This is a genomic window from Nocardioides gilvus (genome assembly GCF_003194605.1).
GTDB lineage: Bacteria > Actinomycetota > Actinomycetes > Propionibacteriales > Nocardioidaceae > Nocardioides > Nocardioides gilvus.
This window is the reverse complement of the sequence record NZ_QHKY01000003.1, coordinates 565,601-578,834: the sequence shown is the minus strand read 5'-3', so window position 1 is coordinate 578,834 and position 13,234 is coordinate 565,601. Positions and strand designations below refer to the sequence as shown.

The 13,234-nt window shown below is 68.3% G+C and carries 17 protein-coding genes; 7 read left to right on the top strand and 10 right to left on the bottom strand.

Annotated elements, in window-relative coordinates:
* Positions 1 to 123 precede the first annotated feature (123 nt).
* Positions 124 to 399, bottom strand: a complete 276-nt coding sequence (locus DNK52_RS11635; protein ID WP_110241134.1) for an iron-sulfur cluster assembly accessory protein — start codon at positions 397 to 399, stop codon at positions 124 to 126.
* A 215-nt stretch (positions 400 to 614) separates the two neighbouring features.
* Here DNK52_RS11635 and DNK52_RS11630 point away from each other — a divergent pair, with 215 nt between their 5' ends.
* Both DNK52_RS11630 and DNK52_RS11625 read left to right on the top strand, forming a co-directional pair.
* A complete protein-coding gene (locus tag DNK52_RS11630; RefSeq protein ID WP_162598743.1) occupies positions 615 to 887 on the top strand; it encodes a DUF1360 domain-containing protein in 273 nt (90 codons plus the stop codon).
* Between the two features lie 4 nt (positions 888 to 891).
* Positions 892 to 1,518 carry a hemerythrin domain-containing protein gene (locus tag DNK52_RS11625; protein WP_110241132.1) on the top strand — a complete coding sequence of 209 codons (627 nt, stop codon included), beginning with the start codon at positions 892 to 894 and terminating at the stop codon, positions 1,516 to 1,518.
* A 27-nt stretch (positions 1,519 to 1,545) separates the two neighbouring features.
* Here the strand turns inward: DNK52_RS11625 and DNK52_RS11620 are convergent, their stop codons facing one another.
* Genes DNK52_RS11620 through DNK52_RS11610 form a run of 3 tightly spaced genes read right to left on the bottom strand, consistent with a single transcriptional unit; the run spans position 1,546 to position 2,897 of the window.
* Positions 1,546 to 2,034: an SRPBCC family protein gene (locus DNK52_RS11620; RefSeq protein ID WP_110241131.1), complete on the bottom strand. Its 489-nt coding sequence runs from the start codon at positions 2,032 to 2,034 to the stop codon at positions 1,546 to 1,548.
* A gap of 5 nt (positions 2,035 to 2,039) precedes the next feature.
* Complete coding sequence (locus tag DNK52_RS11615; protein WP_110241130.1) at positions 2,040 to 2,381, bottom strand: ArsR/SmtB family transcription factor; 342 nt, start codon at positions 2,379 to 2,381, stop codon at positions 2,040 to 2,042.
* 33 nt (positions 2,382 to 2,414) lie between these two features.
* The gene (locus tag DNK52_RS11610) at positions 2,415 to 2,897 is read right to left on the bottom strand and encodes an alpha/beta hydrolase (protein ID WP_110241129.1); all 483 of its coding nucleotides are present in this window, start codon (positions 2,895 to 2,897) and stop codon (positions 2,415 to 2,417) included.
* 151 nt (positions 2,898 to 3,048) lie between these two features.
* Between DNK52_RS11610 and DNK52_RS16460 the strand changes: the two genes are divergently transcribed.
* On the top strand, positions 3,049 to 3,177 hold the full coding sequence (locus DNK52_RS16460) for a hypothetical protein (protein ID WP_275426151.1): 129 nt from the start codon (positions 3,049 to 3,051) through the stop codon (positions 3,175 to 3,177).
* Between the two features lie 6 nt (positions 3,178 to 3,183).
* Here DNK52_RS16460 and DNK52_RS11605 read toward each other — a convergent pair whose 3' ends face one another.
* Complete coding sequence (locus DNK52_RS11605; RefSeq protein ID WP_162598742.1) at positions 3,184 to 3,597, bottom strand: hypothetical protein; 414 nt, start codon at positions 3,595 to 3,597, stop codon at positions 3,184 to 3,186.
* A gap of 402 nt (positions 3,598 to 3,999) precedes the next feature.
* On the opposite strand from DNK52_RS11605, the gene DNK52_RS16455 reads away from it, so the two are divergent.
* Both DNK52_RS16455 and DNK52_RS11595 read left to right on the top strand, forming a co-directional pair.
* Positions 4,000 to 5,463, top strand: coding sequence for a fatty acid desaturase (locus DNK52_RS16455; protein WP_110241127.1), 1,464 nt, complete (start codon positions 4,000 to 4,002; stop codon positions 5,461 to 5,463).
* A gap of 83 nt (positions 5,464 to 5,546) precedes the next feature.
* A complete protein-coding gene (locus DNK52_RS11595; protein ID WP_110241126.1) occupies positions 5,547 to 6,734 on the top strand; it encodes a zinc-dependent alcohol dehydrogenase in 1,188 nt (395 codons plus the stop codon).
* Positions 6,735 to 6,740: 6 nt separating this feature from the next.
* Here the strand turns inward: DNK52_RS11595 and DNK52_RS11590 are convergent, their stop codons facing one another.
* Genes DNK52_RS11590 through DNK52_RS11580 form a run of 3 tightly spaced genes read right to left on the bottom strand, consistent with a single transcriptional unit; the run spans position 6,741 to position 9,075 of the window.
* The gene (locus DNK52_RS11590) at positions 6,741 to 7,727 is read right to left on the bottom strand and encodes a hypothetical protein (RefSeq protein ID WP_162598741.1); all 987 of its coding nucleotides are present in this window, start codon (positions 7,725 to 7,727) and stop codon (positions 6,741 to 6,743) included.
* Positions 7,720 to 8,526: a GTPase domain-containing protein gene (locus DNK52_RS11585; RefSeq protein ID WP_204163496.1), complete on the bottom strand. Its 807-nt coding sequence runs from the start codon at positions 8,524 to 8,526 to the stop codon at positions 7,720 to 7,722. Before DNK52_RS11585 ends, DNK52_RS11590 begins: the two co-directional genes overlap by 8 nt.
* 60 nt (positions 8,527 to 8,586) lie before the next feature.
* Positions 8,587 to 9,075 (bottom strand): nitroreductase/quinone reductase family protein, encoded by a 489-nt coding sequence (locus DNK52_RS11580; RefSeq protein ID WP_110241231.1) that lies wholly within the window; start codon positions 9,073 to 9,075, stop codon positions 8,587 to 8,589.
* Positions 9,076 to 9,193: 118 nt separating this feature from the next.
* On the opposite strand from DNK52_RS11580, the gene DNK52_RS11575 reads away from it, so the two are divergent.
* On the top strand, positions 9,194 to 10,153 hold the full coding sequence (locus DNK52_RS11575; RefSeq protein WP_110241124.1) for a TIGR03557 family F420-dependent LLM class oxidoreductase: 960 nt from the start codon (positions 9,194 to 9,196) through the stop codon (positions 10,151 to 10,153).
* 6 nt (positions 10,154 to 10,159) lie between these two features.
* Here DNK52_RS11575 and DNK52_RS11570 read toward each other — a convergent pair whose 3' ends face one another.
* Positions 10,160 to 10,849, bottom strand: coding sequence for a hypothetical protein (locus DNK52_RS11570; protein WP_110241123.1), 690 nt, complete (start codon positions 10,847 to 10,849; stop codon positions 10,160 to 10,162).
* A 6-nt stretch (positions 10,850 to 10,855) separates the two neighbouring features.
* Between DNK52_RS11570 and DNK52_RS11565 the strand changes: the two genes are divergently transcribed.
* The gene (locus tag DNK52_RS11565) at positions 10,856 to 11,146 is read left to right on the top strand and encodes a hypothetical protein (RefSeq protein ID WP_110241122.1); all 291 of its coding nucleotides are present in this window, start codon (positions 10,856 to 10,858) and stop codon (positions 11,144 to 11,146) included.
* Positions 11,147 to 11,238: 92 nt separating this feature from the next.
* On the opposite strand, the gene acs is transcribed toward DNK52_RS11565, so the two are convergent.
* Positions 11,239 to 13,212 (bottom strand): acetate--CoA ligase, encoded by a 1,974-nt coding sequence (gene acs, locus DNK52_RS11560; protein ID WP_110241121.1) that lies wholly within the window; start codon positions 13,210 to 13,212, stop codon positions 11,239 to 11,241.
* Between the last annotated feature and the right edge of the window lie 22 nt (positions 13,213 to 13,234).

The following is a 13,234-nucleotide window of genomic DNA, read 5'->3' as shown; positions in this document are numbered from 1 at the left end:
TGATTTCGCTACGCGTCGACGACGTCGAAGCCCGGATGCGATCGCCGGTCATGGCCCGGACCCGACCCAGACATGGCAGGAGTCCTGAGCCCAACCGGGCCCAGGACTCCATTGACTTCTCAGTCAGGCCTGCTGGACGAGCCCGAACTGGATGTTGCCGTCTTCGTCCACGCCTCCGTCGAGAATCTTGTCGGCAAGGAGGTCAGCAGCCTTGCCGTCGACGTACACGGTGGCGCCGTCCTGCACGATCGTCTGGTCGTGCTGCTGCGCCTGGGCCACAGGGCTGACAGACAAGGCCTGCCCGTCCCCCTCGGCGGCGATGCGGAGGGCGGAAACCTCCGGCGATCCCTCAGTGAGCTGGTTGACGATAGCGGTCACGTTCTCGGTGAGAGCAAGCATGGCTCTCCTTTCGAATGGAGGCTGTGTCACCTCCACCATTGCTCGGATCTGCCGCGCACACAAACGCATCAGTCTGACGGGAGGTGCGGACTGTGACGTGGTTAACGAGCAGGAACGGCCGGATGGGGGTAGGAGAGAGGGACGCGCAGTAACTGACGAGGGGACCTCTCATGGGGCATGTACATGGACGCGGTGAACAAGGGGTCGGTCTCCTGATGGACGGCTTGGCGACGTTCCGACTGGTGAAGCTGGTGCGTGACGACCGCATCACCCAGCCTCTTCGTGACGCCGTCGAGGCGCGCTACGGCTCCCCGGAGTCGTCCAAGATCGCCTACCTGATGGATTGCCCGTGGTGCCTGTCGATCTACTTCGGCGTCGGGCTGACCCTGCTCCATCGCCGCTGGCCGCGCGCTGCCTCGATGTTGTCGAGGACGCTGGCCCTCTCGGCCATGACAGGTCTTGCGGCCGAGCACCTGGACGGGGACTGAGCCGATGAGGTCGCTGGCTGATCAGGTCGAGACCCAGTTGGGGTCCGACTGGAGCCTCTTGGTCCGGCAGAAGCGCGACCACCAACTACTCGTGGTGCTGCTGGAGAGGCTGTCGCGCGATCCTGGACCAGATCAGGACGAGGTGCTCCGAGAGGTGTGTCGCGTGGTCTTTCCACATGCCTTCGCCGATGAATCGGTGCTGTGGCCGGCGGTCCGGAAGCATCTGCCGTACGGGGAGACACTCGTGCAGCAGATGGACGAGGAACGCCGCGAGGTGAACGAGCTGGCCGGGCGCCTGCAGGACGAGGACCTGGAGCCCACTGAACGGTCTCGTCTCGTCGAGCGGCTCCACGGGCTCCTGCTGGATGCCGTCCGGCATGAGGAGGAGGTGCTCCTTCCTCTCCTGCAGAGCCGAGTCGAGGAGGGTCGGCTGCGTCAGCTCGGGTTCGCCTGGGACGTCGTACGCCGCGCTGCGCCCACCCGGCCGCACCCGGTCCTCGTGCGACACCGCGTGAGCAACTGCTTGGTCCTGCTGCCGCTCACGATCCTGGATCGTTCGCGCGACCGCAGGGAGAGCAGCTCCCGTGTGGTGCCGGACGAGGCCAGGACCGCGCTGCGCATCGCGAGCTGAGTGGGAGGGAGCACATCGCGCTCGCCTTCAGGCGGTGACCAATTCGTCGATCTGGTTGATCGCCGTGGAGGCGCCTTCGACCATGCCCATGTCGAGGACCTGCTGCAGCCCTTCGGCGGTGGCGTAGATGCCGACGTACGTGGCTCGGGTGCCTCCCTCGTGGTCGGTGAAGGAGAAGACGTTCTTGCTGACGGGCAGGTCAGGGTTCTTGGTGAACTCCTCGTCGAGCGCGAAGCCGTCGTCGAAGGCGAAGCTGTGGGGTTCGTCGACGGACTCGACCTCCCAGTAGCCGTAGTACTGCTCGCCCTCGGGACCGGTCATGAAGTAGTTCATCCGACCGCCCGGGGCGAGGTCGTGGTCGACGAAGGTGGCGGGGTGGCTCGGGGGTCCCCAGATCCGCTCGAGCTGGCGGGGGTCGGCGTACACCTCCCAGATCCGCTTCGGCGGGGCGGCGAAGTCGGCGACGATGGTCAGGGTGCGGGCGTCGAGGTCGTGCGAGACGTCGGTGACAGGCATGGTGATCAGTCCTTCTGTGGGTGGGTTTCGGCGATGAGCTCGTCGATCCGGGTGATGCGGCCACGCCAGAGGGACTCCAGCTCGGTGAGCATCGTGCCCACCGACCGCACCGCTGCCACGTCGCCGCTGGCCAGGGCCTCACGCCCCTGCCGACGCTTGGTCAGCAGGCCGGCCTTCTCCAGCACGGCGACGTGCTTCTGCACCGCGGCGAAACTCATGTCGTACGACGCCGCGAGCGTCGAGACGGAGTGTTCCCCGGCCAACACCCGGCGCAGGATGTCGCGCCGCGTGCGGTCGGAGAGCGCTTGGAACCAGGCGTCCACCCGGTCCTCGTCCGTTCCGTCCATGAGACCAACGTACAACTAGATGGTTGTAGGTTGTCAAGGGCCGAGATCGACACCTTCGAACTGATGACCACCTCTTTGGTGCTCGACGACGGTGGCTGAGGGCAGGCGCGCTGCGTTCAAGGCCAGGTGCTCGAAGGACACCACCTCGTCGTCTTGGCAATGGTGCAGCGCGATGGACATCTGGGGCCCCGGTCCTGGGTGCGCGTAGTCCGCCACGTCCCAGCCGTCGGGGGACCAGTCGGGCATCGCCAGCAGCAGTGCCCGGTGGGGTGCCCAGGTCTTCTCGCCCAGCACCCACTCGAGGATGGTCGCCCCGAACGAGTGCCCGATGACGACGTCGTCCTCGCCGAGCCCTGTCAGGTGGTGACGGACGATGGTGGCCCACGCCTCGACGGACATGTCTTCGTCGGGCATCTGCGGCATCTCGACCGGGGCCTGCAGGTGTGTACGCAGGGTGGCGGCGATCTCTTGGTCCTCGAGGTAGCCGCCGGCGCCGTGGATGAAGAGGACTCGCATCGCTCCAGCATGGCGGCCGAGGTTGGTGCTTGTCAGCGCGGAATGTGGGGAACGTCGACTGCGAGGGCCGAGCGTCAAACTGGGAGTCCTCGGCGACAGGGGAGACCTGACTCACCTTTGGCTTGGCTGAGCTTCGCCGCGGGTAGGAGGCGTGCCTCAACGAACTCAAGGGGTCAACATGTTCTTCTTCTTCAGCAATCGCCTCGGCTGCGGTGGCTCACTTCTGGTGTCGCTCGCGCTCAGCGTGCTTCTGATCATGCTCTTCACCTTGGTCTTCTAGCCACGTTCACTCCGGAGGCTCCGCTGCCGGCTCCTCGCGATGGGTGAAGGCAGCGTCGAGCGCCTCGGCGACGATCGGGAGGCTCTCGGCCAACGGCCACCCCATCGAGGACTTCAGGCGCGCAGCGAGCTCGCCGCGACCGACCCGGTAGACCGTGGCGGCCAGCGTGATCCCCTCCAGGTCCACCCGGCCGAGCAGTCCGGTGGTCTGGTCGAACTCGATCACCAGGTCGGTGCTCGACCCACGCTGCCAGTCCTCCGGATGGGCCTGCGGCAGCCACGGGAAGCGCTCCGTGAAGTCGGCCTGTGCCGCGCAGAAGGTGACGCCGTCCCACCCGCCCTGGGCCTCGCCGAAGCCAGCGGCCTCCAACGTCGGGCCGAGCATCTGGCTGAGGAGGGAGAGCAGGTCGTCATCGGTCACGTGGACCATGATGACCGAGTGCCTCCACCTGCATCGCCCGGGAGTGAACAGAGATGAGCGGACCCCTCCTCGCCATGATGATGATCGGCCTCGCTACGAGCGCCAGGGCGGTGGCCATCACCGTGGTGGCCACGACACGGCGCCGCTGATCGCCTGCGGAAGCGCGGTGGGCTCAGCCGGCGTAATTGGACGTAGAAAAGTGCTGTCAGGGAGCGATCCATGCGCGAAATCGGCACCTTCCTACGTTCAATTACGGACAGAGGGTCGGCAGCGCAGCGCCAAAGGCTGCACGGCCCACCCCCTCGCGTACGCAGTAGCGCACCGCCGCACGTGACCCTTGTCACACTGACGCCACATCGCTAACGTCGGGATGGCCCTGGTTCGCACGTCGGAGGAGTCGCCATGGCCCGCGGCAGCACAGTCACACCCGAGTCCACCGAGCAGTGGAAGGACCGCAAGCGGTACCTGTGGCTCATCGGCCTCGTCGTCCCGTCCTTGGCGTTCGTGGGGTACGCGGGCTACGGCGCGACGGGCTGGGGAGTCTGGCTGTGGCTGGGGCCCATCGTCATCCTGGGCGTGGTCCCGGCCCTCGACCTGATCGCCGGCCTCGACCGCTCCAACCCTCCCGACGACGTGATCGAGGCGCTGGAGAACGACAAGTACTACCGCTGGATCACCTACCTCTACCTGCCCATCCAGTACGTCGCCTTCGTGCTCGCGATGTACCTGGTGATGCGCGGCGACCCGCTGGGCTGGGCTCCCGACCTCGGCCCGGTCGACAAGGTCGCGCTGGCGATCTCGATCGGCTGCGTCGGCGGGATCGGGATCAACACCGCCCACGAGCTCGGCCACAAGCGCGAGTCCCACGAGCGGTGGCTCTCCAAGATCGCGCTGGCCCAGGTCGCGTACGGCCACTTCTACATCGAGCACAACCGTGGCCACCACGTCCGCGTCGCCACCCCGGAGGACCCGGCCAGCAGCCGCGTCGGCGAGAACTTCTACCAGTTCTGGCCGCGTACGGTCCTCGGCTCCCTGCGCTCGGCCTGGCGCCTGGAGAAGAGGCGGTATGCGCGCCGCAAGCAGCACCCCTTCCGCATCGGCAACGACGTGCTCAACGCCTGGCTGATGACCGCCGTCCTGTGGGTCGGCCTGGTGGCGTGGCTCGGCGTCGGGTTGGTGCCGTACTTGGTGATCCAGGCGCTCGTCGGCATCTCGCTGCTCGAAGTCGTCAACTACATGGAGCACTACGGGATGTTGCGCCAGAAGGTCGGCGAGGGGGACCGGCAGCGCTACGAGCGCGTCGACCCGAGCCACAGCTGGAACTCCAACAACATTGCCACCAACGTGCTGCTCTACCACCTGCAGCGCCACAGCGACCACCACGCCAACCCGACCCGGCGCTACCAGGCACTGCGCGACTACCAGGAGTCGCCGGTCCTGCCCACCGGGTACGCCGGGATGATCGTCCTGGCGATCGTGCCGGCGGTGTGGCGGCGCGTGATGGACCCGCGCGTGCTGGCCCACTTCGACGGCGACCTCAGCCGCGCCAACCTGTCGCCGCGCAAGCGGGAGAAGATCCTCGCTCGGTACGCCCCACGCGGGTCGAGCGGCCTCGTACCCGCCGTCCCGCAGGCTCGTACGGAAGCTCTGCCCGGTGCGGTGCCCGAGGTGCTGGCGGCCCGGTGCCCTGGGTGCGGCTACACGTACGAGGTCGCTGCCGGCGACGAGCACGAGGGCTTCGCGGCGGGCACGGCCTGGGCCGACATCCCCGAGAGCTGGTGCTGCCCCGACTGCGGGGTGCGGGAGAAACTGGACTTCGTGCCGTACGAGCCCTCCGAGATGTCGGACAGGATTGCCTCTTCCTGATTCGCCTGTGTAGAGACGGCCGCTCGCGGGTACGGGGGTGCAGGGCTCGTTGCGAGTCCTCCCCGACTTGAAGGTGGTTGATCATGAAGGCAGTGACTTGGCAGGGCGTTCACAACATGCAGGTCACCGAGGTCCCTGACCCCCGCATCGAGGAGCCCACCGACATCATCATCCGGGTCACCTCGACCGGCCTCTGCGGCTCCGATCTGCATCTCTACGAGACGCTCGGCGCGTTCATGGAGCCCGGCGACATCGTCGGCCACGAGCCGATGGGCATCGTCGAGGAGGTCGGCTCAGAGGTCACGAAGGTCGCGGTCGGTGACCGGGTCGTGATCCCCTTCAACGTCTCCTGCGGGTCGTGCTGGATGTGCGACCGTCACCTCTACAGCCAGTGCGAGACCACCCAGAACCACGAGCACGGGACCGGCGCCAGCTTCTTCGGCTACTCCAAGCTCTACGGCCAGGTGCCGGGCGGGCAGGCCGAGCTGCTGCGTGTGCCCTTCGGCAACTTCCTTCCGGTGAAGGTGCCCCACGAGCACGACGACGATCGGTTCCTCTTCCTCTCCGACGTGCTGCCCACCGCGTGGCAGGGGCTCAAGTACGCCGACGTGCCCGACGGCGGCACCCTGCTGGTGATGGGCGCCGGCCCGATCGGTGACATGGCGGCACGGATGGGCGTACGCGCCGGACACCAGGTCATCAGCGTCGACCGGGTCCCCGAGCGGCTCGCCCGCGTGAAGGCCTTCGGTGCGGAGACCATCGACATGAACGAGGTCAAGAGCTCCGCGGACATCGCCGAGAGGGTCCGTGAACTCACCGGCGGCCGCGGCGCGGACTCCGTCATCGACGCAGTCGGGATGGAGGCGCACGGCTCCCCGGTGGCCCAGGGCATCCAGAAGTTCGTGGGGTTGCTCCCCGACGCGATCGCCGAGCCGATGATGAAGAAGGCCGGAGTCGACCGGCTCGCGGCACTGCACACAGCGATCGAGTGCGTACGCCGCGGTGGCACCGTCTCGATCTCCGGCGTCTACGGCGGCGCGGTCGACCCGATGCCGATGTTCCAGCTCTTCGACAAGCAGATCCAGTTGCGGATGGGTCAGGCCAACGTGCGCGCCCACACCGACGAGCTGCTCGCGATGCTGGTCGATGACGACGCGTTCGGTGTCGACGCCTTCGCCACTCACCACCTGCCGTTGGCCGAAGCCCCGGACGCCTACAAGCACTTCCAGAAGAAGGAAGAGGGCATGGTCAAGGTGGTCTTCAAGCCCTGAGGCGACTCAGCCGCGACCAGCCTCGAGCTGGCCGCGTGCCTCTGCAGCCAGACGGTCGAACTCCTCATCCCCCAGGACCTCACGGGCCCGGGCGAGGGGGTCGGCGCACCGCTCGGCGTACGCCGGGTCCAGCAGCGTTGCCTTCGTGAAGTCGAGGGCGACGCTGCTGGCTTGGGTCGACATGGCCGGGAGCCATTTCTGCCCGCGACGAAAGTAATCGGCCGCAGGACTCTGCTCCTCCGCGCGGGGCCCTTCGGAGTGGACCTCCCGGTCCACGCGCAGCACTCGGTAGCGGGGAGCAGCCAGCAACGTCTCGGCGGTGACTGACGCCGCGCCCAACGACTCGAGCAGGCGAGCGAGGTCGTCGGAGGTGAAGCGGTCCAACTTGCGCCGGGCCGTCACGTTGAAGGTCGCCTCGATGGGCAGGGGATCGCCGACGACGTCGTGCGTCGACCGGCCGCCGTCGTCGGCGCTGCTGATGGCCCTGCGGTGTTCGCCGTCCCGGTACAACTCAAAGATGCGTGCCTCGTGGCTCATCCTGACCTTGAACCCGGTCGGCGTGATGACCCACGACGGAGGAGAGTCGACCACTCGAAGCACGGTCGCGTCGGTCCGTTCGGCCATCCAGCGGGCCTCGTCAGGGACCGAGGAACCACCCCTGGTGTTCGTCACCAGCGCGGTCCAGCGCTCGTTGACTCCGAAGAGCAGGTAGGTGTTGGCCGGGTAGGTGACGAAGTCCATCGCCTCGATCGCCCCAGCGGCCGTGTCGAGATCACGTGCCACCACACTCTCCGGTTCGGAGCGGCGTAGCCACCGCGAGCGCGCGACGACGCGCGCCCTCGGGACCAGCGCCTCACGCGCCACTTCGCAGGCCGCCTCGAAGGGCAGCTCGATGAGGGCGTACCCCTGCACCAGCTCCGGCGGGACCTTCGCTTCCGGCGAGGCGCCGTCAGCGGGCACGCCGCCGGCCGCGCGCGTACCCGGCTCAGACATGACCGCTGAGCTGGGCCAGTCGCTCCGCGAGGGCATCGACCATGGCGCTGGCCTCCTTGGCGGAGATCGCCGACGTGCGCTCACCGCCATGGCTGGAGACCGGGAGCACGTCGACCGAGAGCCGTGCGCCGCCGGCCAGGGCCCGCAACTCATCGATCTTGTTGCCGAACGGGGTGCCGCTGCCGGGTGAGTAGGACCGCACGACCTCGTCCAGCTCGTTGGCATACAGGTCGGCCTTGGTCACGGCGATCACGAGCCAGACCGGCTTGTCGCGGCGCACCGCCATCGACGCGATCAGGTGCGAGGTGATCGCCCAGTCCTCCAGCTCGGCGGCCAACTGCTCCTCACGGGTCGCGGTCGCGGTGCCGGTGGTGCCCGCCGTACGCCGTGGCGTGGCGTAGCCGTTGGCGACCACATGGATCACGCCGTCCACCGGCTCGTCGTGGAAGACCTCGTCCAGGGCGCCGAGCCGGGTGGCTGCGTTGTCGCCGGGCACCACCAGGAAACGGAACCCGCGCAACTTCGCCGAACGACGCGTACGGCGCTCCATCACCGCCGAGCCGACCTCGGCGACCCCGGCCCCGGACGTACGTCGGGCGAGTCGGTCAGCCAACTGGGACTTGCCGACGCCGGTCATCCCGGTCACCGCGACCGTTGGGAAGCGGCGCCGGAAGAGCCGGCCCACTCGCTCGGGCGCTGTGGAGAGACCGGTCAGCACGCCGCCGGCGATCGTGGCGCCGATCGCGGAGCGGGCCGGGCTGGGAAGCATCGTCCGGATCTTGGTGGCTGTGCGGGACACGGGGCCTCCTGGGCCGGGGAGTCGGCGGTGAGCCATCGGGGAATGTGTGGCGGGACGAGCCTACGGGCCGCGCGGGAACTCCACCCTGGGGTGAGATGCGCCGACCCGGGTGTTCATCGGGTCGGTAAGGGGATCCAGGTCGATGCGGATGGTCAGCAGGTTCGTCCCCATCGCGCGGACCGCGGAGCTGTTGCCCCGCGGCAGGCTGCGCAGCCGGGCCCGAGGGTCGTCGTCCGGCAAGGGATGCGCATGGCCGGTGCGCCACCGCCCGCGGATCCGCAACCGGACGTGGGGGTCCGCGACGAGGTTCTTGACGTACTGCGAGCGCGTCCCGTGCTCGGAGACCAGCCAGAACGAGTCGCCCACCAGGCTCCCGCCCACCGGGTTGCGACGCGGCTCCCCGCTCTTGCGGCCGATGGTCTCCAGGAGGACAGGGGCCCCCGGGACGCGCCCGGCGATCAACTTCACGACCGGGTTGGCCAGGTAGCGCTGGAAGGCGTTGACGAGTCTCTGCTTGCGTTGCTGCCGTCGTGTCGCATTCTCGGCCATCGCCGCTCCCTCGCTCGTCACTTCTTCTTCGTGTCTGCGACCTTGGCGCACCCTCCGCCCTGTCCGCAACTGTCGAGTCCAGCGTGTACGAGCGCGGCTGGGTGGGTACCTGCCTCCCATGGAACTCGGATACACGTTGATGACCGAACAGTCCGGCCCGCGCGAATTGGTCCGGTACGCCGCACGCGCCGAGGAGGTCGGCTTCGACTTCCTGGTGAGCAGTGACCACTACTTCCCGTGGCTGGCCTCGCAAGGCCACTCCCCGTACGCGTGGAGCATGCTGGGCGCGGTCTCCCAGGTGACGAGCAGAGTCGGGCTGATGACGTTCGTGACCTGCCCGACACGTCGCTACCACCCCGCCGTGGTCGCCCAGAAGGCGGCGACCATGGGGGTCCTCAGCGAAGGACGCTTCACCCTGGGGCTCGGGTCGGGGGAGAACCTGAACGAGCACGTCGTGGGGCCGTGGCCCGCGGCCAAGGTGCGCCAGGACATGCTCGTGGAGGCCATCGAGATCATCTCCCCGCTGCTGGCCGGGGAGACCGTGAACTTCGACGGTCAGCACTTCGAGGTCCACGAGGCCAAGCTGTGGGACCTGCCCGAGGACCGGCTGCCGATCGCGGCGGCGATCTCCGGTCCGCGAGGGATCGAACGGTTCGCCACGATGGTGGACGACATGGTCGCGGTGGTTCCCGATGCCGAGCTCTTGGACACGTGGGACCGCGAGCGTGGCGGATCATCCGGCAGGAAGATCGGACAACTGCCCGTCTGCTGGGCGCCGTCGGAGCAGGAGGCGGTCGAGCTGGCCCACGACCAGTTCCGGTGGTCCGGCTCGGGGTGGAGCGTCAACGCCGAGCTGCCAGGGCCGGCGGCATTCGCAGAGGCGACCAGCTCGGTCCGGCCCGAGGACGTGGCCGAGACCATCGCGTGCGGTCCTGACCTCGAGAAGATCGCGGCCCAGGTGAAGCAGTACGCCGAGGCTGGGTTCACGGACCTGGCACTCGTGCAGGTCGGAGACCAGTACCAGGAGGAGTTCCTGGACCTTGCGGCCACGGAGTTGCTGCCGCTGCTGCGTGGCTGACCACGCTCAGGCGGAGTCCTTGAAGTACGCCTCCGGGCTGGCCCAGGCGCGACAGCCGTCGGCCAACCAGGCGCTCATCGCACGGGGGTGCCGCCGCGTCATCTCGTCCAGGTAGGCGGCCCGCAACTGCGCCACCAGCCAGCGTCGGTCCGGGTCGGCCACCGCCAACTCCACGTAGCTCTCCCGCCACCTGCGACACAGTTCCTTGTCGTCGAGTGCGGCGAGACCTGCGTCCAGCTGGGAACGCACCTCGTGCCCCTCGTCAGCGGCCGGAGCGTCCGTGGCGATCCAGCAGCTCCCGGTGAGCCGACGCAAGAGCCCCGGCGAGGTGAGTGTGCCGACGACCAGGAGGGTGAGCCCCAGCAGGGCATCTAGGTGCACCAGACCGATCACGCCGAACCCGATGAGCGTGCCCACGAAGATGGCGCGCGGCGCCGGAGGGGGCGTGGTTGGCTCGTCGGACTCTGACGTGAAGGTCCAGTGCCACACCCGCACCAGGACCAGGAGGTACGCCGCGGCCACGGGCACGAGCAGCGCCGTCGTCCCGGGGTGGAGGAAGAACAGCCGAAACAGTCCGATGCTCACCCCGGCGACGACGCAGACGCGCCACACGCGGGAGTACATGAAGAACTGGTACCCATCATCGAGGCAGTTCATGTCCCCGGACGTGCGCCGGTCCAGCTCCAGGAGGAGCATGCAGACATGGGTACTTCGCTGAACAGCTCCACCGAGGGCGCAAGCAGTCAGCCGACCTGGGCGCGGGCACTGTTGCTGGTCGTCGGCGTGGCCGTGAGCGCCGCGGCCGGGTACGTGGCCGCCATGGCCGTGATGGTCCTCGCCGTCATCCTCGGTGCTGCGCCCCTGGGGATCGGGGACAGCGCAACGCAGCAGCCCTGGGTCACACCGGTGGCGGTGGGCACGGGACTGGTCGTGTTCGGGCTCGGTCTCCGGTTCTGTGTCCTCAAGGTCCGTCGACGCCCACCCGCCTCCTGAGTCTCGAGGGTGCCCCGGCACGGGCGTGACCCTGGACGTACGAAGGCCGCGCCCCTTCCGGGACGCGGCCGTCGAACGTACGGAGCAGCGGGTCAGGCCTTCTGCGCGGCGTCCTCGCGGGCCTTGATCAGGTCCATCACGCTCGAGTCCGCCAGCGTCGTCACGTCACCGACGTCGCGACCTTCGGCGACGTCCTTGAGCAGGCGGCGCATGATCTTGCCTGAGCGGGTCTTGGGCAGCTCGGGCACCACCATGATCTGGCGCGGCTTGGCGATAGCACCGATCTCCTTGGCCACGTGCGTACGCAGCTCCTGGATGATGTCTGCCCCACCGTCACCCGCGTTGTCGCGCAGGATCACGAAGGCACACACGGCCTGACCGGTCATGTCGTCGGCGGCGCCCACGACGGCGGCCTCGGCGACCTTCGGGTGCGAGACCAGGGCCGACTCGATCTCGGTGGTGGAGAGGCGGTGGCCCGACACGTTCATCACGTCGTCGACGCGGCCGAGCAGCCAGATGTCGCCGTCCTCGTCCTTCTTCGCACCGTCACCGGCGAAGTACAGCCCCTGCCAGCGCGACCAGTAGGTGTCGATGAAGCGCTGGTCGTCGCCCCAGATGGTGCGCAGCATCGCCGGCCACGGCTCCTTGAGCACGAGGTAGCCGCCGGAACCGTTGGGCACCGAGTGGGCCTCGTCGTCGACCACGTCGGCCACGATGCCGGGCAGCGCCTTCATCGCGGAGCCGGGCTTGCCTGCGGTGACGCCGGGCAGCGGGGAGAGCAGGATCTGGCCGGTCTCGGTCTGCCACCAGGTGTCGACGATCGGAGCCTTGTTGGCCCCGATGTGCTCCCGGTACCACATGTAGGCCTCGGGGTTGATCGACTCACCGACCGACCCGAGCAGGCGGATCGACGACAGGTCGAACTTCGCCGGGATGTCCGAGCCCTGCTTCATGAAGGTGCGGATCGCGGTCGGCGCGGTGTAGAAGATCGTCACGCCGTACTTCTCGATGATCTCCCACCAGCGGCCCTTGTGCGGCGCGTCGGGAGTGCCCTCGTACATCACCTGCGTGGCGCCGTTGGCGAGCGGACCGTAGACCATGTAGGAGTGGCCGGTCACCCAGCCGACGTCGGCGGTGCACCAGTAGACGTCGGTCTCCGGCTTGAGGTCGAAGACCGACCAGTGCGTGTACGACGTGCCGACCAGGTAGCCACCGGTGGTGTGCAGGATGCCCTTCGGCTTGCCCGTCGTGCCGGAGGTGTACATGACGTACAGCGGGTGCTCGGAGTCGTGCAGCTCCGCGGTGTGCTCCTTGGACGCGTTGCCGACGACGTCGTGCCACCACACGTCACGGCCCTCGTGCCACTCGACGTCCTGGTTCGTACGCTTCACCACCAGCACCGCGGTGACCTCGACCTCGCCGGCGGCGTGGACCTTCTCCACCGCCTCGTCGACGGCCGGCTTGAGGGCCGAGGGGGCGCCGCGGCGGTAACCGCCGTCGGAGGTGATGACCACCTTGGCGCCGCAGTCGGTGATGCGTGAGGCCAGGGCGTCGGAGGAGAAGCCGCCGAAGACCACGGTGTGCGGGGCGCCGAGGCGGGCGCAGGCCAGCATCGCGACCACGGTCTCGGGGATCATCGGCAGGTAGATGGCGACGCGGTCGCCCTTCTTCACACCGAGCTCGGTGAGCGCGTTGGCGGCCTGGCTGACCTCGTCGAGGAGCTGGGCGTACGTGATGTCACGCGTGTCGTCGGCCGGCTCGCCGACCCAGTGCAGCGCGACCTTGTCGCCACGGCCGGCCTCCACGTGACGGTCCACGCAGTTGACCGACGCGTTGATCGTGGCGCCGGTGAACCACTTCGCGAAGGGCGGGTTGGTCCAGTCGAGGACCTGGTCCCACTTCTGGCCCCAGTCGAGTCGCTCGGCGGCCTCGGCCCAGAACGCCTCCCGGTCGCCGGCGGCCCGTTCGTAGGCCTCCGCGGTGACGTTGGCGTTGGCAGCGAGCTCAGCCGGCGGCTCGAAGCGCCGGTTCTCGTGCATCAGGTTGGACAGGGTCTCGTCCGACATGGGGGCAGTCCCTTTCGACGTG

Coding starts and splice junctions, on each gene's coding strand:
- DNK52_RS11635 (WP_110241134.1), bottom strand. CDS start 399: ATGCTTGCTCTCACCGAGAACGTGACCGCTATCGTCAACCAGCTCACT.
- DNK52_RS11630 (WP_162598743.1), top strand. CDS start 615: ATGGACGGCTTGGCGACGTTCCGACTGGTGAAGCTGGTGCGTGACGAC.
- DNK52_RS11625 (WP_110241132.1), top strand. CDS start 892: ATGAGGTCGCTGGCTGATCAGGTCGAGACCCAGTTGGGGTCCGACTGG.
- DNK52_RS11620 (WP_110241131.1), bottom strand. CDS start 2,034: ATGCCTGTCACCGACGTCTCGCACGACCTCGACGCCCGCACCCTGACC.
- DNK52_RS11615 (WP_110241130.1), bottom strand. CDS start 2,381: ATGGACGGAACGGACGAGGACCGGGTGGACGCCTGGTTCCAAGCGCTC.
- DNK52_RS11610 (WP_110241129.1), bottom strand. CDS start 2,897: ATGCGAGTCCTCTTCATCCACGGCGCCGGCGGCTACCTCGAGGACCAA.
- DNK52_RS16455 (WP_110241127.1), top strand. CDS start 4,000: ATGGCCCGCGGCAGCACAGTCACACCCGAGTCCACCGAGCAGTGGAAG.
- DNK52_RS11595 (WP_110241126.1), top strand. CDS start 5,547: ATGAAGGCAGTGACTTGGCAGGGCGTTCACAACATGCAGGTCACCGAG.
- DNK52_RS11590 (WP_162598741.1), bottom strand. CDS start 7,727: ATGTCTGAGCCGGGTACGCGCGCGGCCGGCGGCGTGCCCGCTGACGGC.
- DNK52_RS11580 (WP_110241231.1), bottom strand. CDS start 9,075: ATGGCCGAGAATGCGACACGACGGCAGCAACGCAAGCAGAGACTCGTC.
- DNK52_RS11575 (WP_110241124.1), top strand. CDS start 9,194: ATGGAACTCGGATACACGTTGATGACCGAACAGTCCGGCCCGCGCGAA.
- DNK52_RS11570 (WP_110241123.1), bottom strand. CDS start 10,849: ATGCTCCTCCTGGAGCTGGACCGGCGCACGTCCGGGGACATGAACTGC.
- DNK52_RS11565 (WP_110241122.1), top strand. CDS start 10,856: ATGGGTACTTCGCTGAACAGCTCCACCGAGGGCGCAAGCAGTCAGCCG.
- acs (WP_110241121.1), bottom strand. CDS start 13,212: ATGTCGGACGAGACCCTGTCCAACCTGATGCACGAGAACCGGCGCTTC.